Consider the following 22,346-nt stretch of genomic DNA (forward strand, 5'->3'; position numbering starts at 1 on the left):
GCAACAATCGGGAGGGCAGGATTCCCCGCCCTTTGTTTTTTTAATTAGTTAAGAGCTTTATCGTTAGGTGATTTGAACAGCGCTTTCATCTCGTCAGAGAGTTCAAAGTTCATATTCAGGTTCTTTGGCGGAATAGGATTTTTAAACCACTTATCGAACCATTTTTCGGCTTCACCGGAGGTCTGAACCTGGGCGACCGTCTCATCGACCAGCGTTTTGAACTGCGGGTCATCTTTGCGCAGCATGCAGCCGTAGGCTTCCTGAGACTGAGCGGTACCGACAATCTCCCAGTTATCCGGTTTCTTCGCTTTCGCACGTTCGCCCGCCAGCAGCGCGTCATCCATCATAAAGGCCACCGCGCGACCGCTTTCCAGAGTACGGAAAGAGTCACCGTGATCTTTTGCGCTGATAATACGCATATTCATTTTTTTCTCGTCGTTCAGCTTGTGCAGCAGAATTTCGGAGGTGGTGCCGGAGGTGACGACGACGGCTTTATCCTTCAGATCCGGGAAATCTTTAATCGCGCCGCCTTTTTTCACCAGCAGACGGGTACCGACGACGAAAATCGTATCGGAGAAGGCCGCCTGTTTCTGGCGCTCAAGGTTGTTGGTGGTGGAGCCGCATTCGAAATCATACGTGCCGTTTTGCAGCAGCGGAATACGGTTTTGTGAGGTAACCGGGATCAGTTTGACCTGCAGATCCGGTTTGTTCAGCTTCTTCTTGATGGCATCAACGATCGCATTCGAGTAGTCCTGGGAGTAGCCAACGACCTGCTGCTTGTTGTCATAGTAAGAGAACGGAACGGATGATTCACGGTGACCAACGACGATAACGCCGTTTTTGGCAATTTTATCCAGAGTGCTCTGGCCAGCGGTGGATGCCGCATCTTCTGCATGCGCCACCCCAGCGGTGAGGCCCATGACCAGCATTGCTGCGGCCAGTTTACGTAATTGCATATCCGACTCCTTATCCTCAGCGCCGTCAGACGCTATTGATACCCATTGTGAATGTGTGTGCTTTTTTATCGCTGCCGTCTTTGCGTGCAGCATTTGTATGTGTTTGTTAGCATTTAGTTTGGCTTAATGTAAAGATTTTGCTCTTATATTGTTGATTTTTGCGAAGCGCACCGCACCATTTAAAGGCAAAAATCCCCCATTGCACCAAAATAGCGCCGCCTGACGATCGATGGTGGTGCAACCGGGTTGTACCCCCGAGGATCGCGTTGCGACATGAATTTATTAAGCAATGGTCGTGCCAGAATGGATAAGAAGGGGGGATGACCGCGGCGACGAATGCCGCCGCGGGAGAAGCAATTATTGACGGCGCTGGCGCAGGCTCATCAGCAGCGCAGCAAAGCCAAACAAGGCGGTTAACGCCCACAGCGGCCAGTTCCCCGTACGCGCGTACGGCGTCAGTCCTGCCGTTGGGGTCACTTTGGTGGTTAATACGGCGCGGGTGAACTGTGGGATCATCTCCTGTATTTCACCGCGCGGGCCGATGACCGCGGTAATGCCGTTATTGGTGCTGCGCAGCAGCGGACGGGCCAGCTCCAGCGCGCGCATCCGCGCCATCTGGAAGTGCTGCCACGGGCCGATAGATTTGCCGAACCATGCGTCATTCGAAATAGTTAACAGAAAATCCGTATCCGGGCGGAAGTTATCCCGCACCTGCTCGCCAAGAATGATCTCGTAGCAGATAGCCGCCGTCAGACGCATATTATGCGCCACCAGCTGCGGCTGCACGTACGGCCCGCGGCTGAAAGAGGACATTGGCAGGTCGAAGAACGGCGCCAGCGGACGCAGAATCGATTCCAGCGGCACAAACTCACCAAACGGCACCAGATGATTCTTGTTGTAGCGATTCTTTGAGTCGTAGCTGTACGGGTTATCTTTGCCCAGCGTAATAATGGTGTTGTACGTATCGTAGCGATTGCGCGCGTTCAGACGCGCATCGACGATGCCGGTGATCAGCGAGCTATTTTTCGACCGCATCAGGTCGTCCATCATGCTGAGGAAGCGCTGCTGGTTAATTTCCAGATCCGGAATCGCGGACTCCGGCCAGACGATCAGCTGCGATTTACCCATATGCGGCTGGGTGAGATCCAGATAGGTTTTCAGGGTGTTGAGCAGCTGATTCTGGTCCCATTTCATCGCCTGGGGGATATCGCCCTGTACCAGCGAAACCGTGGTCGCGCGCGCCGGCAGCGGTTGATACCACTGAATATAGCGAAGCGGGAAGGGCAGGGCGAACAGCACGACGGCGGCGATCAGCGGCTTCCAGTTACGCTGCGCGATGGCCAATACCAGCAGGCCGCTGACAAGCATCAGCAGGAAGTTAATCGCCTCAACGCCCATCACGGGAGCCAGGCCTTTGAGCGGGCCGTCAATCTGACTGTAGCCGAACTGTAGCCACGGGAAGCCGGTGAGCACCCAGCCGCGCAGAAATTCGCTGATTTGCCACACCACCGGCGCGGCGATAGCCACGCGTATCCAGCTGGTTTTTGGCCACAGGCGCGAAAGAATGCCGGCAAATAATCCGGTATAGAGCGACAGATAGGCCGCCAGCAGCACCACCAGGAAAACGTTGACCGGACCGGGCATGCCGCCGAACTGCGCGATGCTCACGTAGACCCAGTTAATACCGGAGCCGAACAGCCCTAACCCCCAGAAATAGCCAATCGCGGCGCTTTGCAGGGGACGTCGATTGAGGGTTAAACCTTGCAGGCCAATTAACGAAATAAGGGCTGCTGGCCAGAAGTCATAAGGTGAAAAAGCCAGCGTTCCGCTGGCTCCGAATAACAGCGCCAGCAGCAAACGTACGCGCTGGCGTTCAATAAGAGAGGCAAATACCATTTAGGTTAATCGTCCCGTTGGATTAGTCTTCCAGCTTCGGCTGCGGGGCATCATCAGGAAGCTTTACATGTACCTGAATAATACGTCGACTGTCAGCCATTGCGACCTTGAATTGGTAACCATCAATGTCGATAGACTCGCCGCGGGCAGGCAGATGACCAAACGCCTGCATGACCAGACCGCCGATGGTGTCGACCTCTTCATCGCTGAAGTGGGTGCCGTACGCTTCGTTGAAATCTTCGATTGAGGCCAGCGCGCGCACCGTCCACGTGTGGCGGCTCAGCTGACGGAAATCGATATCTTCTTCTTCGTCGTATTCGTCTTCTATTTCACCGACGATGAGCTCAAGGATATCTTCAATGGTCACCAGACCTGAGACGCCGCCAAACTCATCGATAACGATAGCCATATGGTAACGTTGGGAGCGAAACTCCTTCAGCATGCGGTCAACCCGCTTGCTCTCGGGCACGACAACCGCCGGACGCAACACTTTTTCCATGCTGAAGGCTTCGGCATCGCTGCGCATAAACGGCAGCAGATCTTTGGCCATCAGAATCCCTTCGATGTGATCTTTATCTTCGCTGATCACCGGGAAACGCGAGTGGGCCGATTCGATGATGACATCGAGGCACTCGTCCAGCGTCTGGTTGCGTTTCAGGGTAATCATCTGCGAGCGGGGGATCATGATGTCGCGGACGCGCTGGTCGGCAATATCCATTACCCCTTCGAGCATATCGCGCGTATCTTCGTCGATAAGGTCGTTTTGCCCGGAATCACGGATCAGCGCCAGCAGTTCGTCACGATTTTTGGGTTCACCGTGAAAGAGCTGGCTGAGTAACAGGGAGAAGAATCCCTTTTTGCTGTTTACTGTGTCGCTACTGTGTGAATTGTCGTCGCTCATGGCGTCGTATGGGTTCTCATGTTAGTTAAATAGTCGCTCGTCACGCGTATACTCAGCGCCCGGCATAGCGGCCAGTCGCCGGCAAAGCCGGCAACGGGTTATTCCTTCTCGGCAATGTACGGATCCTCATAGCCCAGAGCAAGCATTATCTCTGTTTCGAGGGATTCCATCTCTTCCGCTTCTTCATCAATGATGTGGTCATAGCCCAAAAGATGCAGGCTACCGTGGACCACCATATGCGCCCAGTGCGCTTCCAGCGGTTTACCTTGCTCTTTCGCTTCCTGTTCAACCACCTGACGGCAGATGACCAGGTCGCCAAGCAGCGGCATTTCGATACCCGGCGGGGCTTCGAACGGGAAAGAGAGCACGTTAGTCGGTTTGTCCTTCCCGCGATAGGTCAGGTTCAGCTCGTGGCTTTCCGCTTCATCAACCAGGCGAATCGTCAGCTCCGACTCTTCCTGAAACTGCGGGATAACGCTATCGACCCAGCGCTGAAACAGGGCTTCATCCGGCATTCCGCTGTTATCTTCGCAAGCCAGCTGTAAATCGAGAATGACCTGACTCATTTATGCTCCTGTTCCTGGGCTTCGCGTTTGCGCTCGGCGGCCAGTTCTGCTTTACGTTTCTGGTCTGCTTCTTCCCAGGCTTCATAGGCGTTAACGATGCGGGCGACCACCGGGTGGCGCACGACGTCTTCGCTATGGAAGAAGTTGAAGCTGATCTCATCGACTTCCGCCAGCACTTCAATCGCATGGCGCAGGCCCGATTTGGTGCTGCGCGGCAGGTCAATCTGCGTGACGTCGCCGGTAATGACCGCCTTAGAGTTAAAGCCGATACGGGTCAGGAACATTTTCATCTGTTCAATGGTCGTGTTCTGGCTTTCGTCGAGAATGATAAACGCATCGTTCAGCGTACGGCCGCGCATATAGGCCAGCGGCGCGACTTCAATCACGTTGCGCTCAATCAACTTTTCGACTTTCTCGAAGCCGAGCATCTCGAACAGCGCGTCGTAAAGGGGCCGCAGGTACGGATCGACTTTCTGGCTCAAATCGCCGGGCAGGAAGCCCAGTTTTTCGCCGGCCTCAACCGCCGGACGGGTCAGAAGAATACGGCGGATCTCCTGGCGCTCCAGCGCGTCTACCGCGGCGGCGACCGCCAGGTAGGTTTTCCCGGTCCCGGCAGGACCGACGCCGAAGGTAATGTCGTGGTCAAGAATATTGGCGATGTACTGCGCCTGATTCGGCGTACGCGGTTTAATCACGCCGCGCTTGGTTTTGATATTGATGGCCTTACCGTAGTCCGGCACGCTTTCGGCGCTCTGCTCCAGCACGCGGGCTTCTTTGATCGCCAGATGAATTTGTTCCGGTTCAATATCCTGAATTTCGCCGCGCATCGGCGCGGTATCGACGTACAGACTGCGCAGGATATCCGCCGCAGCGGTGACGCAAATCGGCCGACCGGTCAGTTTAAAGTGGTTGTCACGACGGTTAATCTCGATGCCGAGGCGGCGTTCCAGCTGTTTAATGTTGTCATCAAACGGGCCGCACAGGCTCAGCAGACGGGCGTTGTCCGCGGGCTCAAGGGTGATTTCGCGAGTGTCTGTATTCAAGCTGTTCCTCTTATACATAGATAGCCGGAAGGTAGCCGGTCAGGAAATTATTCACGTCATCGGAATATGGCGCAAGCATCGCTATAGATATTGGGTTCAGGAGAGGAAATACAAGGCCTGCCGGAGCCGGCAGGCCTGAACGGATTATGGCTGGTAGATACCGACGCCAAGATCGTTTTCTTTACGGGTGCGGGCAATTACCGACTCCGGGGTTTCCGCGATGCGCAGACCCATTTCGTCCTCGGTGCGCACCACTTTACCGCGCAGGGAGTTTGTCCAGACGTCGGTGATCTCGACATCGACAAACTTGCCGATCATCTCAGGAGAGCCTTCGAAGTTCACCACGCGGTTATTTTCGGTGCGGCCAGACAGCTCCATGATGCTCTTACGTGAGGTGCCTTCCACCAGAATGCGCTGCACGGTGCCGAGCATACGGCGGCTCCAGGCCATCGCCTGCTGGTTGATGCGCTCCTGCAGAATATACAAACGCTGCTTCTTGTCCTCTTCCGGTACGTCGTCAACCATATCGGCCGCCGGCGTTCCCGGACGCGCGGAGAAGATGAAGCTGTAGCTCATATCGAAATTCACATCGGCAATCAGCTTCATGGTCTGCTCGAAATCCTGGGTGGTTTCGCCAGGGAAGCCGACGATGAAGTCGGAGCTGATCTGAATATCCGGACGCGCCGCGCGCAGTTTGCGGATAATCGCTTTATATTCCAGCGCCGTGTGGGTTCGGCCCATCAGGTTCAGCACGCGGTCGGAACCGCTCTGCACCGGCAGGTGCAGGAAGCTGACCAGCTCCGGCGTATCGCGGTAAACCTCGATGATATCGTCGGTGAACTCGATGGGATGGCTGGTGGTAAAGCGGATCCGGTCGATACCGTCGATCGCCGCAACCAGACGCAGGAGATCGGCAAAGCTACCGGTGGTGCCGTCATAGTTTTCCCCGCGCCAGGCGTTTACGTTCTGCCCGAGCAGGTTGACTTCACGGACGCCCTGAGCCGCAAGCTGGGCGATTTCAAACAGGATATCGTCGCTTGGGCGGCTCACTTCCTCACCGCGGGTGTAAGGCACCACGCAGTAGGTGCAGTACTTGTTGCAGCCTTCCATGATGGAAACAAAGGCGCTTGGGCCTTCGGCGCGCGGTTCCGGCAGGCGGTCGAATTTTTCGATTTCCGGGAAGCTGATATCGACGACCGGGCTGCGGTTGCCTCGTACCGAGTTGATCATTTCCGGCAGACGGTGCAGGGTCTGCGGCCCAAAAATAATATCGACGTAGTGGGCGCGCTGGCGAATATGGTCGCCTTCCTGAGAGGCTACGCAGCCGCCAACGCCGATGATCAGGTTGGGATTCTTCTCTTTCAGCAGCTTCCAGCGTCCTAGCTGATGGAATACTTTTTCCTGAGCCTTCTCACGGATTGAGCAGGTATTGAGCAGCAGCACATCCGCTTCTTCCGCCACTTCAGTGAGTTGATACCCGTGGGTGGCATCCAGCAGATCGGCCATCTTTGATGAATCGTATTCGTTCATCTGACAGCCCCAGGTTTTAATATGGAGTTTTTTTGTCATCGACTTGCTCATGCTTAATTAGGTATACCCAAAGTCAGCGTCTTCACCGGATGTTGCTCTGCAATGTGAAGGGTGACGGATATAAAGCCAGGATTGCAGGGCGCGTATTGTAATGCTTTGACCGCGCCCTGACCAGTACGACCGTAATCACCACAAGCCGAATAAAAATCCGGTAAACTGAGGGGATTCGGGTTTAAGGATAATAGTCATGACAATTCATGCAACAGATGTCGTTATCGTCGGCGGCGGGATGGTTGGCGGCGCCCTCGCGCTTGGCCTGGCGCAGCAGGGCTTTACGGTGACGGTCATTGAAAAAAACGCGCCACCGGTTTTTGATGCGTCTTCACCGCCTGACGTGCGTATTTCGGCAATCAGCGCGTCATCGGTAGGGCTGCTGAGAGGCCTCGGCGTCTGGGACAGCGTGCGGTCCATGCGCGCCCATGCGTACCGCCAGCTAGAAACCTGGGAGTGGGAAAGCGCGCATGTTGTCTTCAACGCCGCGGAGCTGAAGCTGCCGGAACTGGGCTATATGGTGGAGAATAACGTCCTGCAGCGAGCCCTGTGGCAGGCGCTGGAAGCCCATGAGCGCATATCGCTGCAGGTGGGAACATCGCTCCAGGAGATGCGTCTGGAAGAAACGTACGCCTCCTTAACGCTGACCGACGGCAGCCAGCTTGATGCGCGGCTGGTGGTGGGCGCGGACGGCGCCAGTTCGCAGGTGCGTCAGCTGGCCGGAATCGGCATCCACGCGTGGCAGTACCAGCAATCCTGTATGTTGATCAGCGTACAGTGTGCGGACGATCCCGGCGACAGTACCTGGCAGCAGTTCACTCCGGCGGGGCCGCGCGCGTTTTTACCGCTGTTCGATCATTGGGCCTCGCTGGTGTGGTACGACGCGCCGGCGCGGATCCGCCAGCTGCAGGGCATGAGTATGGCTCAGCTACAGCAGGAAATTACTCGCCACTTCCCGTCGCGGCTGGGAGAGATTACGCCGCTGAGCGCGGGCGCCTTCCCGCTCACCCGCCGTCACGCATTGCAGTATGTTAAGCCGGGGCTGGCGCTGGTGGGCGATGCTGCGCACACCATTCATCCGCTGGCGGGGCAGGGGGTTAACCTCGGCTATCGCGATGTCGATGCGCTGCTCGATATTCTTGGCAGAGCAAAAGCCCACGGCGAAGAGTGGGCCAGCCTGCCGGTACTTAAGCGCTACCAGACGCGCCGTCAGGCTGACAACTTTATTATGCAGTCTGGGATGGATCTGTTTTACGCCGGGTTTAGCAACGATCTCCCCCCGGTGCGTATGCTGAGAAACATTGGGCTGATGGCGGCCGAGCGCGCCGGCGGACTGAAGCGTCAGGCGTTGAAATACGCGTTGGGGCTATAATCCGCATTCAAAATAATCGCGCAAACAGCGTGTCTTTACCCTCTTTTTTGGGCAAGAATCCCTGATACCAGATACTGCCGCCAGAGGTTGTCAGGGATTCGCACTGCCACTGATTCGTGGCGAGCAAATAGAAGGAATAGGCGCTTTTACCTGACATATAGAGCAGGAACAGCAGCGCCAGCAGCGCAAGGATGGCAGTTACCGCGTCGCCTTCGGAAGACAGAACGTCACAGGCAAGGATGGCGATACATGCTGCCTGAAGAATCATCTTGCTCGCAAAGCAGCGAAGAAAAAATTGCCGCGTTCTTTCTGTTGACCAAAAACAGGGATTCTTAATGACGTCTCTCTGCTCCTTAGCCGGGAAGCCATGAATGTAGGTTATCCAGCGGGTATCCTCGGTGAGCGTTAGCGCGAGGCCCGTTTCGTTGAGCCGATGCAGGCGCATGGATATGCCGACGGGAAAAAACAAACCAACCACGATGCTGTAGGTTAGTAAGGCTGAAATCCCGAACAGGCAGAAAGCGAAGCCGATCAGAAAAAAGAGCAAGGTTATGGTGCGGGTAAAGAGAGGGAAAACCTGATAGTTCATCGTAAATCCTTTTACTCATTGACTCTGTAATTTATCAGAGCTGAGAACGAGGTACACTTCAGGTCAGCTTTTTTCGGAATTCATAAAGCAAAAAGCCCGCCGAAGCGAGCTTTTTGCTTTTTGTTGGCTGGGGTACGAGGATTCGAACCTCGGAATGCCGGAATCAGAATCCGGTGCCTTACCGCTTGGCGATACCCCAATTTTACGTTGACCATTTCGTACCGGGGGCAAACCGGTGGCTTAGCGCCTGGAGATACTCCAACGGGTGCGCGCACAGCGTGGGCGACTTTTAAAATTGGCTGGGGTACGAGGATTCGAACCTCGGAATGCTGGTATCAGAAACCAGAGCCTTACCGCTTGGCGATACCCCAACAATTCTTTTGGATTTATCGAACTGAATCAATAATTCCTTTGTATGGTGGCTACGACGGGATTCGAACCTGTGACCCCATCATTATGAGTGATGTGCTCTAACCAGCTGAGCTACGTAGCCAAAATCTTACTCTATTTTCGATGGCTGGGGTACCTGGATTCGAACCAGGGAATGCCGGTATCAAAAACCGGTGCCTTACCGCTTGGCGATACCCCAATACCGTCGCGGTGAACCGCAAACATCGAAAATATGGCTGGGGTACCTGGATTCGAACCAGGGAATGCCGGTATCAAAAACCGGTGCCTTACCGCTTGGCGATACCCCAACAAAAATCTTTTACCGCAACGCGAACGAGTAAATGGTGCGGGAGGCGAGACTTGAACTCGCACACCTTGCGGCGCCAGAACCTAAATCTGGTGCGTCTACCAATTTCGCCACTCCCGCAAAAAAGATGGTGGCTACGACGGGATTTGAACCTGTGACCCCATCATTATGAGTGATGTGCTCTAACCAGCTGAGCTACGTAGCCATCTTTTTGCGCGTTACCTTATCGGCGTTGCGGGGCGCATTATGCGTATTGAGCCTTGAAGCGTCAACCCCTTTTTCATCGAAAATGGACTGAACGTAACTGTTTGGTTAGGTTGCGAACAGCGTGGTGCAATAATCGGCAATTATTGGTTATTTATCGTTTTTAACGGCTTAAATAAGGCACAAAACAAAAACGGACCCCGAAGAGTCCGTTTTGAAAACAGCGTCGGTTAGTAGGCCGACTGGTGTACGCCAACCGCGCGTCCCGACGGATCGTTCATTTTTTTGAAAGATTCGTCCCACTCAATCGCTTTTGCTGAAGAGCATGCGACGGAAGGGCCGCCAGGAACGCATTCGGCCGCGCTCGGTACCGGGAACAGCTCTTCGAAAATCTCACGGTACAGATACGCTTCTTTCGAGGAAGGCGTGTTGTACGGGAAACGGAAGCCGGCGGTTTCCAGCTGCCGATCGGAAATCTGTTCAGCGGCCACTTCTTTTAAGGTATCGATCCAGCTGTAACCAACGCCATCAGAGAACTGTTCTTTCTGGCGCCAGGCGACGCTCGCCGGCAGGTAAGATTCAAAACATTCACGCAGGACATGTTTTTCCATTTTACCGTTGCCGCACATTTTATCCTGCGGGTTAATACGCATTGCCACGTCGAGGAATTTCTTATCCAGGAACGGGACGCGCGCTTCAACGCCCCAGGCGGACATCGCTTTGTTGGCGCGAGCGCAGTCAAACATATGCAGCGCCTGCAGTTTGCGCACGGTCTCTTCGTGCAGCTCTTTGGCGTTGGGCGCTTTATGGAAATAGAGGTAGCCGCCAAATACTTCGTCAGAACCTTCGCCGGACAGTACCATTTTGATGCCCATGGCTTTGATTTTACGCGACATCAGATACATTGGCGTTGACGCGCGAATCGTCGTCACGTCGTAGGTTTCAATGTGATAGATAACATCGCGAATCGCGTCCAGGCCTTCCTGCACCGTAAAGTGGATCTCGTGGTGCACGGTACCCAGATGGTTAGCCACTTCCTGCGCGGCTTTCAGATCGGGGGCGCCCTCCAGGCCGACGGCGAAGGAGTGCAGCTGCGGCCACCAGGCTTCTGATTTTTCCTGATCTTCGACGCGGCGCGCGGCATATTTTTTGGTGATGGCGGAAATCACCGATGAATCCAGGCCGCCGGAGAGCAGTACGCCGTACGGAACATCGGACATCAGGTGGCTTTTTACCGACTCTTCCAGCGCCTGACGCAGTTCGTTTTTGTCCGTGACGTTGTCTTTCACCGCGTCGTAGTCGAACCAGTCGCGCTGGTAGTACTCGCGGATTTCGCCATCTTTGCTCCACAGGTAGCTGCCTGCCGGGAACTCTTTAATCGTGCGGCAAACCGGAACCAGCGCTTTCATTTCAGAGGCAACGTAGAAGTTACCGTGTTCGTCGTGACCCATATACAGCGGGATGATGCCGATGTGGTCGCGACCAATCAGATACGCGTCTTTTTCGCTGTCGTAGAGAGCGAAAGCAAACATCCCCTGCAGATCGTCGAGGAAGTCCGGGCCTTTTTCCTGATACAGCGCGAGGATAACTTCGCAGTCGGAACCGGTCTGGAACGCATAGCGGTCGCCGTATTCCGCGCGCAGCGCCTGGTGGTTGTAGATTTCACCGTTGACGGCGAGAGCGTGAGTTTTAGCGGCGTTATACAGCGGCTGCGCGCCGGCGTTGACGTCGACGATCGACAGGCGTTCATGCGCCAGGATGGCTTTATCACAGGCATAGACGCCGGACCAGTCCGGACCACGGTGGCGCATCAGTCGGGAAAGCTCCAGTGCCTTTTTACGCAGCTCACCCGCGTCAGTTTTAATATCCAGTACGCCAAAAATCGAACACATAGCCTTCTCCGTTACCCTGTCTTGTTTGATGTTGTGCAGACTTCGTCTTATTGCGAAGCCTCAGTGCATGCTTTAGAAAATGCCGCAAAGGCGCGGAGGGCGCAAGGGGTTTACGGCAGGAAAAGGAAATAATGCAATTGTGATTGTCGAATAGTGAAAAAAGAGTACGTTTTGAGCACTTTTGTTGCTGAATATTTAGTGATGGCGCCTTTTTTTTAGATAAAAGCATTCAGGAGAGGCTTAGAAATAAGAAACCACGTCGCAGGACGTGGTTTTATTTAGAAGATATCGATTTCCGCAACGGAGGGATAAATCCAGGAAGGGCGGAACGGCATGCTGTCGATATCATCGAGCGTGGCAACCCCGGAAAGTACCAGAATGGTTTCCAGACCGGCCTGGAAGCCCGCCAGAATATCCGTTCGCAGGTTATCGCCGACGATCACCGTCTGTTCCGAATGCGCCTGCATTTTATTGAGCGCGGAGCGGATAATCCACGGGCTCGGTTTCCCCACGTAGAACGGCTTACGACCGGAGATTTTTTCTATACCAGCGCACAGCGCCCCGCAGGCCGGGTAGTAGCCGCGACCGTGGGTATCCGGGTTAGTGGCGATAAAGCGCGCGCCGTTGGCGACAAAAAAAGCGGCCTTATGCATCATCTCCCAGTTAAAGGAGCGCGTCTCACCGACGATAACAAAATCCGGATTGACGTCGGTGATGGTAAAGCCGGCTTTGTACAGTTCGTGAATCAGCGCGCCTTCCCCGACCACATAGGCTTTTTTGCCTTCCTGGCGACGCAGAAAATCCGCCGTGGCCATTGCTGAGGTATAAAAGGCGGTATCAGGAACATCGATTCCCGCCGTCGCAAAGCGGTTTGCCAGATCCTGACCGGTTTGAGAAGGGTAGTTGGTCAGCATCACTAGCGGCATCTCTTTCTCGAGTATGCGTTTGATGAATTCAGCGGCGCCCGGCACGGCCACATTGTCGTGCATCAGCACGCCGTCAATATCACAAATTACGTTTTGAATGGTCATGAACTGTCCGACATCGTTGGAGAAAGGCGAAACTATAAAGCGGCTTTAGCTTTCCAGCAAACGCTGGAGCAGAGTCCCATTGAGCATCGCACGCTTTACCAGGGCAAAAGCGCCAATGGCTGAGCGATGATCGAGCGTGGATCGCACTACCGGCAGGTTTTTGCGAAACGCCTTCAGCGCCTGGGTATTAATACAGCCTTCGATTGCCGGTAGAAGGACTTTTTCCGCTTCCACGATCTCCCCGGCAATCACCACTTTTTGCGGATTAAACAGGTTAATGGCGATAGCGATGGTTTTACCCAGATGGCGGCCAACGTGCTCGATCACCTCACAGGCCAGCGCATCGCCTTTATTCGCGGCTTTGCAGATCGTTTTGATCGAACAGTCATCGAGGGAGATTTTGCTCTGATAACCCTGTTCCAGCAGATGACGAACGCGATGTTCAATAGCGGCATTGGCGGCGACGGTTTCCAGACAGCCGAAGTTACCGCAGTGGCAGCGCTCGCCTAACGGGTCGACCTGGATATGGCCGATTTCCCCGACGTTACCGTTACGGCCAATAAAAATCCGCCCGTTGGAGATGATCCCTGCGCCGGTCCCGCGGTGTACGCGCACCAGAATGGAGTCTTCACAGTCGTGGCTCGCACCAAAGTAGTGCTCCGCCAGCGCGAGGCTACGAATATCGTGGCCGACGTAGCAGGTAACTTTAAAGCGTTTTTCCAGCGCTTCAACCAGCCCCCAGTTTTCCACCTGAATGTGCGGCATATAGCGAATGACGCCGCTTTCCGGATCGACCAGCCCCGGCAGGATCACCGAAATGGCGATCAGCTCGCGGATTTTACGCTGACAGCTCTCCATAAAGGCGGCGATGATGTTAAGCAGGGCGTGTTCCAGCGTTTCCTGAGTTCTTTCCGGCAGCGGGTAGTGCTCTTCTTCAAGAGTCTTGCTGCTTAAATCATAGAGGGTCAGGGTGGCGTCGTAGCGGCCAAGGCGTACGCCGATGGCGTGGAAGCCGCGGGTTTCGGCAACAATGGAGATGGCGCGGCGGCCCCCGGTGGAGGCCTGCTGATCGACTTCTTTGATCAGTCCGCGTTCAATAAGCTGACGCGTAATTTTGGTTACGCTGGCAGGGGCAAGCTGGCTTTGTTCCGCAATCTGGATACGCGAGATGGGGCCGTGCTGATCGATGAGCCGATAGACGGCCGCGCTGTTCAGCTGTTTTACGAGATCGACGTTACCAATTTGAGCCTGTCCGCCTGCTGTCATACTTTTACTTACTCAGTGACGACCTCGTTACCATTAACGATGGTCTTGGTGATTTTATAATCACGGGTGAATGCGGTCAGGTTAGCGACCATCCCCGGGGCAATGCTGCCTAACTGTTTGTCTACGCCAATGGCGCGGGAAGGGTAGAGCGTCGCCATACGCAACACTTCATCCAGCGCGATGCCGCAATGCTCAACGAGGTTACGCACCCCTTCAATCATGGTCAATGAAGAGCCGCTGAGGGTACCGTTCTCATCTACGCACAGGCCGTTCCGGTAGTATATTGTTTTACCGGCAAAAATGAACTGCTCAATATTGGCACCCGCCGGCGCCGTCGCGTCGGTAACCAGACACAGCTTGTCGCCTTTCAAGCGTTTAGCGAGGCGCACGTTAGCGAAATCGACGTGCATACCGTCGACGATGATGCCGCAGTAGACATCCGGCTCGTCGAAAATCGCGCCAGCCAGGCCCGGCTCACGGCCGGTAATATACGGCATGGCGTTAAACAGATGGGTAGCAAAGGTAATCCCGGCGCGGAAACCGATTTTCGCTTCTTTAAGCGTCGCGTTGGAGTGACCGGCGGAGACGATGATACCGGCGGCCACCAGTTTGCGGATAACCTCCGGTTCCACCCGTTCCGGCGCAAGCGTGATTTTGGTTATCACGTCCGCGTTTTCGCACAGGAAATCCACCAGCGCGGCATCCGGTTTGCGTACGTAGTCCGGGTTGTGGGTACCTTTTTTAACGATATTCAGCCACGGGCCTTCAAGATGCAGCCCCAGCGCCTGGTTAGGATGTTTTTGCAGGTATTCGCGCATCACGCGTACGCCCTGTTTCATCAGGTCGTCGCTGGAGGTGATCAGCGTGGGCAGATAGCTGGTGCAGCCGGAGCGTTCATTGGCCTTCTGCATAATCTCCAGCGTTTCAACGGTGACCGCGTCCGCCGTGTCGTTGAACTGCACGCCGCCGCAGCCGTTAAGCTGGACGTCGATAAAACCGGGGGCAAGGATCGCGCCATCAACCGAGCGCTGTTCGATCCCGGTGGGCAGTTCAGTCTGAGGACAGATACGTTCGATAAGGCCATTGGCGATAACAATCGCATGGTCATCCAGAATTTCGTGACCGGTATAAATCCGGCCTTGGGTTAATGCATACATTACGACCCCCGGTTGTCAAAAATGGTTGTCCCGCGGGGGCAGCCGCGGGACGAGACTACATTACAGACCTTTGATATTTTCGGCTTCTAACTCGTTGAAATATTTCAGTGTCTTAACTTTCAGTTCCATGGTGGACGGCTCATCGCAGACCACCACCGCTTTCGGGTGCAGCTGCAGACAGGTAATGGTCCACATATGGTTTACGTTGCCTTCCACCGCCGCCTGCAGCGCCAGCGCTTTCTGATGACCCAGCACCAGAATCATCACTTCCTCCGCGTCCAGCAGCGTGCCCACGCCAACGGTCAGCGCGTACTTAGGCACCTGGTCAACGTCACCGTCGAAGAAACGGGAATTCGCTACGCGAGTATCATGGGTCAGGGTTTTGATGCGTGTGCGTGAAGCCAAAGAAGAGGCTGGTTCGTTAAAAGCGATGTGGCCATCGTTACCCACGCCGCCCATAAACAGGTGGATTTTACCGTAAGAACGAATTTTTTCTTCATAGCGACGGCATTCTGCATCAATATCCGGCGCGTTACCATTCAGCAGGTTAATATTTTCCGCCGGGATATCAACGTGATCAAAGAAGTTGCGATGCATAAAGCTATGATAGCTTTCCGGATGCTCTTTCGGCAGCCCAACGTACTCATCCATGTTGAAGGTGACAACATGCTTAAAGCTAACCTGGCCTGCTTTGTGCATCTCAACCAGGGCTTTATAAGCGGTCAGAGGCGTACCGCCGGTAGGCAGGCCCAGGACAAACGGACGGTCCGCAGTCGGTTTGAACGCATTGATGCGGTTAACGATATGCCGGGCAGCCCATTTACCGACTTGTTCAGCTGTTACCAGGGGGATCAGTCTCATTGTTCACCTCTATAGTTAAATTAGAACCTGGCGGATTGGCGCCAGCATACTATTAAGAGTATCGCAGCAACTGCGCCGAGCGGGGTCAATCCGTGTTGATTTTTTGAATGATAAAATAAGTTTTCGTTGTTAGCCAGTCAAAGGCGGAGGTGAATACGATATTTGGTGACTATTGTCACAAAAAATACCCATTTAATTTGCGAGACGAATTAATTTTTCAGACACTTTGCAGGTAAGTTAAAAATTTAACCAGGTTACACAATAATAAAGTGGCTTTAATGAGCCTTATCGGGGTCTCATAGGGGGAATAAGATGAATATTTTAGGTTTTTTTCAGCGACTCGGTAGGGCGTTACAGCTCCCTATCGCAGTGCTGCCGGTCGCGGCGCTGCTGCTGCGATTCGGTCAACCGGATCTGCTTAACATTTCGTTTATCGCCCAGGCGGGCGGGGCAATCTTTGACAACCTGGCGCTGATTTTCGCTATCGGCGTCGCATCCAGCTGGTCGAAAGACAGCGCCGGTGCCGCAGCGCTGGCGGGGGCGGTAGGTTACTTCGTGTTGACGAAAGCGATGGTCACCATCAACCCGGCCATCAATATGGGCGTCCTGGCGGGTATCATTACCGGTCTGGTTGGCGGTGCCGTCTATAACCGCTGGTCGGGTATCAAACTGCCTGACTTCCTGAGCTTCTTCGGCGGCAAACGCTTTGTACCTATCGCAACCGGCTTCTTCTGCCTGGTGCTGGCAGCCATCTTCGGCTACGTCTGGCCGCCGGTGCAGAACGCCATCCATGCAGGTGGTGAATGGATTGTGGGCGCGGGCGCGCTCGGCTCCGGTATCTTTGGTTTCATCAACCGTCTGCTGATCCCGACGGGTCTGCATCAGGTGCTGAACACCATCGCCTGGTTCCAGATTGGTGAATTCACCAACGCCGCTGGCGCCGTGTTCCACGGTGATATCAACCGCTTCTATGCGGGTGACGGCACCGCGGGGATGTTCATGTCCGGCTTCTTCCCGATCATGATGTTCGGTCTGCCGGGTGCGGCGCTGGCGATGTATTTCGCGGCCCCGAAAGCGCGTCGTCCGATGGTCGGCGGTATGCTGCTGTCGGTTGCTATCACTGCGTTCCTGACCGGTGTGACTGAGCCGCTGGAATTCCTGTTCATGTTCCTGGCGCCGCTGCTGTATCTCCTGCACGCCATCCTGACCGGTATCAGCCTGTTCGTTGCGACGGCGCTGGGTATCCACGCGGGCTTCTCTTTCTCCGCAGGCGCCATCGACTATGTGCTGATGTACAGCCTGCCGGCAGCCAGTAAAAACGTCTGGATGCTGATTGTGATGGGCGTTGTGTTCTTTGTTATCTACTTCCTGTTGTTCAGCGCGGTAATCCGCATGTTCAATCTGAAAACGCCGGGTCGTGAAGATAAAGCGGATGACGTGGTCACTGAAGAGGCCAACAGCAATACCGAAGAAGGTTTAACCCAGCTGGCGACCAACTACATCGCGGCGGTCGGCGGTACGGATAACCTGAAAGCGATTGATGCCTGTATTACCCGTCTGCGTCTGACCGTGGCGGACTCTGCGCTGGTTAACGACGCGGCCTGTAAGCGCCTCGGCGCTTCCGGTGTGGTTAAACTGAACAAGCAGACCATCCAGGTTATCGTGGGTGCGAAAGCCGAATCCGTCGGCGATGAAATGAAGAAAGTGGTTGCCCGTGGCCCGGTTGCCGCGGCGGCTGGAGCGCCTCACAGCGCCCCCGTAGCCGCTCAGGCCGCTAAACCGCAGGCTGTCGCTAACGCGAAAACCGTCGAAGCGCTGGTTTCGCCGATTACCGGCGACATTGTAGCGCTGGAGCAGGTCCCGGATGAAGCGTTCGCCAGCAAAGCCGTCGGCGACGGCGTGGCGGTGAAACCGACCGATAAGATTGTTGTTGCGCCGGCGGCTGGCACCGTGGTGAAGATTTTCAACACCAACCATGCTTTCTGTCTGGAAACTGAAAACGGTGCGGAAATCGTTGTCCATATGGGTATCGATACCGTCGCGCTTAACGGCCAGGGCTTTAAACGTCTGGTGGAAGAGGGCGCGGAAGTGAAAGCGGGTCAGCCGATTCTGGAACTGGATCTTGCGTTCCTGAACGCTAACGCGCGCTCGATGATTAGCCCGGTCGTATGCAGCAATAGCGACGACTACAGCGCGCTGGTTATCCAGGCAACCGGTAAAGTGGTTGCTGGCCAGACGCCGCTGTACGAAATTAAAGGCAAATAAGACTCCTGAGTGGCGTTTATGCCTCAGCGGCGCAGCGAAACCTGCGCCGCTTTTTTTTACCGCAAACACCCCCATAATCTCCTTCCGATCGCTATTTTGCGTAACTAATAGTTGTCTCTACGCCCTGCTTGTAAGATCATGTGCCGTTATACGTTGTTTACGCTTTGAGGAACCCACGATGAGTGAGGCAGAAGCCCGCCCGACTAACTTTATTCGTCAGATCATTGATGAAGATCTGGCTACTGGTAAGCACACCACCGTTCATACCCGTTTTCCACCGGAACCGAACGGCTATCTGCACATTGGCCACGCGAAGTCTATTTGCCTGAACTTTGGTATCGCTCAGGATTACCAGGGCCAATGCAACCTGCGTTTCGATGACACCAACCCGGTGAAGGAAGATATCGAATACGTTGAGTCGATTAAAAACGACGTGCAGTGGTTAGGTTTCCACTGGTCCGGGGATGTTTGCTACTCGTCTGATTATTTCGATCAGCTGCACCAGTATGCGGTTGAACTGATCAATAAAGGTCTGGCCTACGTTGACGAGCTGTCAGCGGAAGAGATCCGTGAGTACCGCGGCACGCTGAAAGAGCCGGGTAAAAATAGCCCGTACCGCGATCGCAGCGTGGAAGAGAACCTGGCGCTGTTTGAAAAAATGCGCAGCGGTGGATTTGCCGAAGGTAAAGCCTGCCTGCGCGCGAAAATCGACATGGCCTCTCCGTTTATCGTGATGCGCGATCCGGTGCTGTACCGCATTAAGTTTGCCGACCATCACCAGACCGGAAGCAAGTGGTGCATCTACCCGATGTACGACTTTACCCACTGCATCAGCGATGCGCTGGAAGGGATCACCCACTCGCTGTGTACTCTCGAGTTCCAGGATAACCGCCGCCTGTACGATTGGGTGCTGGATAACATCAGCATCCCCGTGCATCCGCGCCAGTATGAATTCTCGCGCCTCAACCTCGAATACACCGTGATGTCCAAGCGTAAGCTGAATCAGCTGGTGACCGAGAAGCACGTTGAGGGCTGGGATGACCCGCGTATGCCGACCATTTCCGGTCTGCGCCGTCGCGGCTATACCGCTGAATCCATCCGCGAGTTCTGCAAACGCATCGGCGTGACCAAGCAGGACAACACCATCGAAATCGCTTCGCTGGAATCCTGCATCCGTGAAGATCTGAACGAAAACGCCCCGCGCGCGATGGCCGTTATCGACCCGGTTAAGCTGGTTATCGAAAACTATCCGCAGGGCGGCAGCGAAATCGTGACCATGCCGAATCATCCGAATAAACCGGAGATGGGCAGCCGCGAGGTGCCGTTCAGCGGCGAAATCTGGATCGATCGCGCCGACTTCCGCGAGGAAGCGAACAAGCAGTACAAGCGTCTGGTGCTGGGTAAAGAAGTTCGCCTGCGTAACGCTTACGTGATCAAAGCGGAGCGCGTGGAGAAAGATGCGGAAGGCAACATCACCACTATCTTCTGCACCTACGATGCCGATACCCTGAGCAAAGATCCGGCCGACGGCCGCAAGGTGAAGGGCGTGATTCACTGGGTGAGCGCGGCGCACGCGCTGCCGGTAGAAATCCGCCTGTACGATCGCCTGTTCAGCGTACCGAACCCGGGCGCGGCGGAGGACTTCCTCTCGGTGATGAATCCGGAGTCGCTGGTGATCAAGCAGGGTTTTGCCGAGCCGAGCCTGGCGCAGGCGCAGCCGGAAAAAGCGTATCAGTTCGAGCGCGAAGGTTATTTCTGCCTGGATAGCCGCTATGCAACCGCAACCCAGCTGGTGTTTAACCGCACCGTCGGTCTGCGCGACACATGGGCGAAAGTCGGCGCGTAGCTACCCGCCGTTATTGAGAACGCCGCTTACTGCGGCGTTTTTTTTATTCAGAATCAGAGAATTAAATCCTCATATTTTCGCAATGCGAATTAATCTTGTTTACAGATTGTAATAACCGCTTTTATTAACTCTTTCCATCCATTGCATATAAATATGTAATCGCTTTCATTTCCCCTAATTTTCTCTTTTTTTGCAAGCACTTCACCCGCCAAACGTGTGACATCTACGACTGAAACAAAAAGACATAAATTATGTGCGCTTTGTCATAATCTTCATCTTTGGTCGGCGAAAGAGATTGATAATTCGCGTCACGAAAAATAGTCTATACCCAGTGGTTATGCGAATTTTTACCGCACCACTTTTTAAGCAGTCTTATTTTATTTTTTTGCGTGTTGCCTTTGGTAACCGCACTTTTAAAACGTCAAAGAGGATATGCATATGCGTACGTTTAGTGGCAAACGTAGTACGCTGGCGCTGGCTATTGCTGGTGTCACAGCCCTGTCAGGATTTGCAATGGTGCCGGATGCAAAAGCAGAAGGGTTCATTGATGATTCAACGTTAACCGGCGGCATCTATTACTGGCAGCGTGAGCGCGACCGTAAAGATGTGACCGACGGCGATAAATATAAAACTAACCTGTCGCACTCCACCTGGAACGCCAACCTCGACTTCCAGTCCGGCTATGCCGCCGACATGTTCGGTATTGACGTTGCTGCCTTTACCGCCATCGAAATGGGCGAAAGCAGCGAGAGCGGTCACCCGAACGAAATCGCTTTCTCCTCGCGTAATAAAACCTACGATGAAGACTATTCCGGCGATAAGAGCGGGATCAGCCTGTATAAAGCAGCCGCAAAATTTAAATTTGGCCCGACCTGGGCGCGCGCGGGCTATATTCAACCAACCGGCCAGACGCTGCTGGCGCCGCACTGGAGCTTTATGCCGGGTACCTATCAGGGAGCTGAAGCCGGTGCGAACTTTGACTACGGCGATGCGGGCGCGCTGAGTTTCTCCTATATGTGGACGAACGAATATAAAGCGCCGTGGCACATTGAGATGGATGAGTTCTACCAGAACGACAAGAAAACCAAGGTGGATTACCTTCACTCTCTTGGCGCCAAATATGATTTTAAAAACGACCTTGTGCTGGAAGCGGCGTTTGGTCAGGCACAGGGTTACATCGACCAGTATTTTGCCAAGGCCAGCTATAAGTTTGATGTTGCAGGCACGCCGTTAACCACCAGCTATCAGTTCTACGGCACCCGCGATAAGGTCAGCAACGGCGGGGTTAACGATATCTATGACGGCACCGCGTGGCTGCAGGCATTGACCTTTGGTTATAAGGTTGCCGACGTTCTGGACCTGCGTCTGGAAGGAACCTGGGTTAAAGCTGATGGTCAGCAGGGCTACTTCCTGCAGCGTATGACGCCAACTTACGCATCGTCTAACGGGCGACTGGATATCTGGTGGGATAACCGTTCGGACTTCAACGCCAACGGTGAAAAAGCGGTGTTCTTCGGCGCGATGTATGACATGAAGAACTGGAACATGCCGGGCTGGGCCTTCGGCGCCTCCTACGTTTATGCCTGGGATGCGAAGCCGGGGAGAATGTCCTCGCCTGATGCGTACTACAACCCGGATAAACGCCTGGAAGAGTCCGCCTATAGCCTGGATGCCATGTACACCGTTCAGGAAGGACGCGCTAAGGGCACGCTGTTCAAACTCCACTTTACGCAATACGACAACCACTCCGATATCCCAAGCTGGAGCGGCGGTTACGGCAACATCTTCCAGGATGAGCGCGACGTGAAGTTCATGGTTATCGCTCCGTTCACCATTTTCTGATGCCACTGCGGCGGGGGAAACCCGCCGCAATTTCCCGAGGTTCATGATGAAAAAGTTAATACTTGTCGCCATTATGGCAGCAGGTCTGGTTGCCTGTACCCAGTCGCCAGCGCCTAAGGAAGACTCAAAGTTAAAAGATGCCTACAGCGCCTGCATTAATACCGCAGAGGGCAATCCGGATAAAGTTGAAGCCTGTCAGAGCGTACTGAACGTGCTGAAGCAGGAGAAACAGCATCAGCAGTTCGCGACCCAGGAAAGCGTGCGGGTGCTGGATTATCAGCAGTGCATCCAGGCGCGCAAAACCGGGAACGATCAGGCTGTAGAGGCGCGCTGCGACCAGATCTGGAAAGAGATCCACAGCAACAATACGCCGCGTTAAGC

General features: G+C 54.5%; 17 protein-coding genes and 7 tRNA genes. 5 read left to right on the forward strand and 19 right to left on the reverse strand.

The annotated features are described in order from the left end of the window. Positions 1-44: 44 nt before the first annotated feature. The 6 genes from BJF97_RS08620 to miaB all read right to left on the reverse strand — a co-directional run bounded on the left by BJF97_RS08620 (position 45) and on the right by miaB (position 6,931). The gene (locus tag BJF97_RS08620; RefSeq protein WP_004848819.1) at positions 45-956 is read right to left on the reverse strand and encodes an amino acid ABC transporter substrate-binding protein; all 912 of its coding nucleotides are present in this window, start codon (positions 954-956) and stop codon (positions 45-47) included. Positions 957-1,313: 357 nt separating this feature from the next. Next, a complete protein-coding gene (gene lnt / locus BJF97_RS08625; protein ID WP_014837813.1) occupies positions 1,314-2,852 on the reverse strand; it encodes an apolipoprotein N-acyltransferase in 1,539 nt (512 codons plus the stop codon). 22 nt (positions 2,853-2,874) lie between these two features. Continuing rightward, positions 2,875-3,753, reverse strand: a complete 879-nt coding sequence (corC, locus tag BJF97_RS08630; RefSeq protein WP_004130445.1) for a CNNM family magnesium/cobalt transport protein CorC — start codon at positions 3,751-3,753, stop codon at positions 2,875-2,877. 98 nt (positions 3,754-3,851) lie between these two features. Further along, on the reverse strand, positions 3,852-4,319 hold the full coding sequence (gene ybeY / locus BJF97_RS08635; RefSeq protein ID WP_004130446.1) for an rRNA maturation RNase YbeY: 468 nt from the start codon (positions 4,317-4,319) through the stop codon (positions 3,852-3,854). Further along, positions 4,316-5,362, reverse strand: a complete 1,047-nt coding sequence (locus tag BJF97_RS08640) for a PhoH family protein (RefSeq protein WP_004134159.1) — start codon at positions 5,360-5,362, stop codon at positions 4,316-4,318. The genes ybeY and BJF97_RS08640 overlap by 4 nt, the downstream gene beginning before the upstream one ends. 144 nt (positions 5,363-5,506) lie before the next feature. Continuing rightward, positions 5,507-6,931, reverse strand: coding sequence for a tRNA (N6-isopentenyl adenosine(37)-C2)-methylthiotransferase MiaB (gene miaB, locus BJF97_RS08645; protein ID WP_004111391.1), 1,425 nt, complete (start codon positions 6,929-6,931; stop codon positions 5,507-5,509). 208 nt (positions 6,932-7,139) lie between these two features. On the opposite strand from miaB, the gene ubiF reads away from it, so the two are divergent. Continuing rightward, complete coding sequence (gene ubiF, locus BJF97_RS08650; protein WP_032694323.1) at positions 7,140-8,315, forward strand: 3-demethoxyubiquinol 3-hydroxylase; 1,176 nt, start codon at positions 7,140-7,142, stop codon at positions 8,313-8,315. Positions 8,316-8,322: 7 nt separating this feature from the next. On the opposite strand, the gene BJF97_RS08655 is transcribed toward ubiF, so the two are convergent. The 13 genes from BJF97_RS08655 to nagB form a co-directional block, all read right to left on the reverse strand. After that, the gene (locus BJF97_RS08655) at positions 8,323-8,904 is read right to left on the reverse strand and encodes a hypothetical protein (RefSeq protein WP_025106391.1); all 582 of its coding nucleotides are present in this window, start codon (positions 8,902-8,904) and stop codon (positions 8,323-8,325) included. A gap of 124 nt (positions 8,905-9,028) precedes the next feature. Then, a tRNA-Gln gene (locus BJF97_RS08660) sits at positions 9,029-9,103 on the reverse strand. A gap of 97 nt (positions 9,104-9,200) precedes the next feature. Then, positions 9,201-9,275 (reverse strand) — tRNA-Gln (locus BJF97_RS08665). Positions 9,276-9,320: 45 nt separating this feature from the next. After that, positions 9,321-9,397, reverse strand: a tRNA-Met gene (locus tag BJF97_RS08670). Positions 9,398-9,418: 21 nt separating this feature from the next. Next, a tRNA-Gln gene (locus tag BJF97_RS08675) sits at positions 9,419-9,493 on the reverse strand. 34 nt (positions 9,494-9,527) lie between these two features. Then, a tRNA-Gln gene (locus BJF97_RS08680) sits at positions 9,528-9,602 on the reverse strand. Positions 9,603-9,636: 34 nt separating this feature from the next. After that, a tRNA-Leu gene (locus BJF97_RS08685) sits at positions 9,637-9,721 on the reverse strand. 8 nt (positions 9,722-9,729) lie between these two features. Beyond that, positions 9,730-9,806, reverse strand: a tRNA-Met gene (locus BJF97_RS08690). 229 nt (positions 9,807-10,035) lie between these two features. Beyond that, positions 10,036-11,697 (reverse strand): asparagine synthase B, encoded by a 1,662-nt coding sequence (asnB, locus tag BJF97_RS08695; RefSeq protein ID WP_014228410.1) that lies wholly within the window; start codon positions 11,695-11,697, stop codon positions 10,036-10,038. A gap of 278 nt (positions 11,698-11,975) precedes the next feature. Next, a complete protein-coding gene (locus tag BJF97_RS08700) occupies positions 11,976-12,728 on the reverse strand; it encodes an HAD-IIA family hydrolase (protein WP_004100215.1) in 753 nt (250 codons plus the stop codon). A gap of 45 nt (positions 12,729-12,773) precedes the next feature. Next, positions 12,774-13,994: a DNA-binding transcriptional regulator NagC gene (nagC, locus tag BJF97_RS08705; protein ID WP_014228412.1), complete on the reverse strand. Its 1,221-nt coding sequence runs from the start codon at positions 13,992-13,994 to the stop codon at positions 12,774-12,776. A gap of 8 nt (positions 13,995-14,002) precedes the next feature. Beyond that, the gene (nagA, locus tag BJF97_RS08710; RefSeq protein WP_014228413.1) at positions 14,003-15,151 is read right to left on the reverse strand and encodes an N-acetylglucosamine-6-phosphate deacetylase; all 1,149 of its coding nucleotides are present in this window, start codon (positions 15,149-15,151) and stop codon (positions 14,003-14,005) included. Between the two features lie 60 nt (positions 15,152-15,211). Then, positions 15,212-16,012 (reverse strand): glucosamine-6-phosphate deaminase, encoded by an 801-nt coding sequence (nagB, locus tag BJF97_RS08715; protein ID WP_004130458.1) that lies wholly within the window; start codon positions 16,010-16,012, stop codon positions 15,212-15,214. Positions 16,013-16,324: 312 nt separating this feature from the next. Between nagB and nagE the strand changes: the two genes are divergently transcribed. The 4 genes from nagE to chiQ all read left to right on the forward strand — a co-directional run bounded on the left by nagE (position 16,325) and on the right by chiQ (position 22,344). Then, positions 16,325-18,277 (forward strand): PTS N-acetyl glucosamine transporter subunit IIABC, encoded by a 1,953-nt coding sequence (nagE, locus tag BJF97_RS08720; RefSeq protein WP_014228414.1) that lies wholly within the window; start codon positions 16,325-16,327, stop codon positions 18,275-18,277. Positions 18,278-18,455: 178 nt separating this feature from the next. Beyond that, a complete protein-coding gene (gene glnS, locus BJF97_RS08725; protein ID WP_004848839.1) occupies positions 18,456-20,123 on the forward strand; it encodes a glutamine--tRNA ligase in 1,668 nt (555 codons plus the stop codon). Positions 20,124-20,561: 438 nt separating this feature from the next. Further along, positions 20,562-21,965, forward strand: a complete 1,404-nt coding sequence (gene chiP / locus BJF97_RS08730; RefSeq protein WP_004130464.1) for a chitoporin ChiP — start codon at positions 20,562-20,564, stop codon at positions 21,963-21,965. A gap of 46 nt (positions 21,966-22,011) precedes the next feature. Beyond that, positions 22,012-22,344 (forward strand): ChiQ/YbfN family lipoprotein, encoded by a 333-nt coding sequence (chiQ, locus tag BJF97_RS08735; protein WP_004848843.1) that lies wholly within the window; start codon positions 22,012-22,014, stop codon positions 22,342-22,344. Positions 22,345-22,346 lie beyond the last annotated feature (2 nt).

It is taken from the genome of Klebsiella sp. LTGPAF-6F (assembly GCF_001753185.1).
In the GTDB taxonomy this organism is placed as follows: domain Bacteria; phylum Pseudomonadota; class Gammaproteobacteria; order Enterobacterales; family Enterobacteriaceae; genus Klebsiella; species Klebsiella michiganensis.

Excerpts from the sequence above, each read along its gene's own strand:
- ubiF (WP_032694323.1), top strand. The coding sequence starts at position 7,140 with ATGACAATTCATGCAACAGATGTCGTTATCGTCGGCGGCGGGATGGTT.
- BJF97_RS08620 (WP_004848819.1), bottom strand. The coding sequence starts at position 956 with ATGCAATTACGTAAACTGGCCGCAGCAATGCTGGTCATGGGCCTCACC.
- chiP (WP_004130464.1), top strand. The coding sequence starts at position 20,562 with ATGCGTACGTTTAGTGGCAAACGTAGTACGCTGGCGCTGGCTATTGCT.
- BJF97_RS08655 (WP_025106391.1), bottom strand. The coding sequence starts at position 8,904 with ATGAACTATCAGGTTTTCCCTCTCTTTACCCGCACCATAACCTTGCTC.
- chiQ (WP_004848843.1), top strand. The coding sequence starts at position 22,012 with ATGAAAAAGTTAATACTTGTCGCCATTATGGCAGCAGGTCTGGTTGCC.
- miaB (WP_004111391.1), bottom strand. The coding sequence starts at position 6,931 with ATGACAAAAAAACTCCATATTAAAACCTGGGGCTGTCAGATGAACGAA.
- corC (WP_004130445.1), bottom strand. The coding sequence starts at position 3,753 with ATGAGCGACGACAATTCACACAGTAGCGACACAGTAAACAGCAAAAAG.
- BJF97_RS08700 (WP_004100215.1), bottom strand. The coding sequence starts at position 12,728 with ATGACCATTCAAAACGTAATTTGTGATATTGACGGCGTGCTGATGCAC.
- nagA (WP_014228413.1), bottom strand. The coding sequence starts at position 15,151 with ATGTATGCATTAACCCAAGGCCGGATTTATACCGGTCACGAAATTCTG.
- lnt (WP_014837813.1), bottom strand. The coding sequence starts at position 2,852 with ATGGTATTTGCCTCTCTTATTGAACGCCAGCGCGTACGTTTGCTGCTG.
- nagC (WP_014228412.1), bottom strand. The coding sequence starts at position 13,994 with ATGACAGCAGGCGGACAGGCTCAAATTGGTAACGTCGATCTCGTAAAA.
- asnB (WP_014228410.1), bottom strand. The coding sequence starts at position 11,697 with ATGTGTTCGATTTTTGGCGTACTGGATATTAAAACTGACGCGGGTGAG.
- nagB (WP_004130458.1), bottom strand. The coding sequence starts at position 16,012 with ATGAGACTGATCCCCCTGGTAACAGCTGAACAAGTCGGTAAATGGGCT.
- ybeY (WP_004130446.1), bottom strand. The coding sequence starts at position 4,319 with ATGAGTCAGGTCATTCTCGATTTACAGCTGGCTTGCGAAGATAACAGC.
- glnS (WP_004848839.1), top strand. The coding sequence starts at position 18,456 with ATGAGTGAGGCAGAAGCCCGCCCGACTAACTTTATTCGTCAGATCATT.
- nagE (WP_014228414.1), top strand. The coding sequence starts at position 16,325 with ATGAATATTTTAGGTTTTTTTCAGCGACTCGGTAGGGCGTTACAGCTC.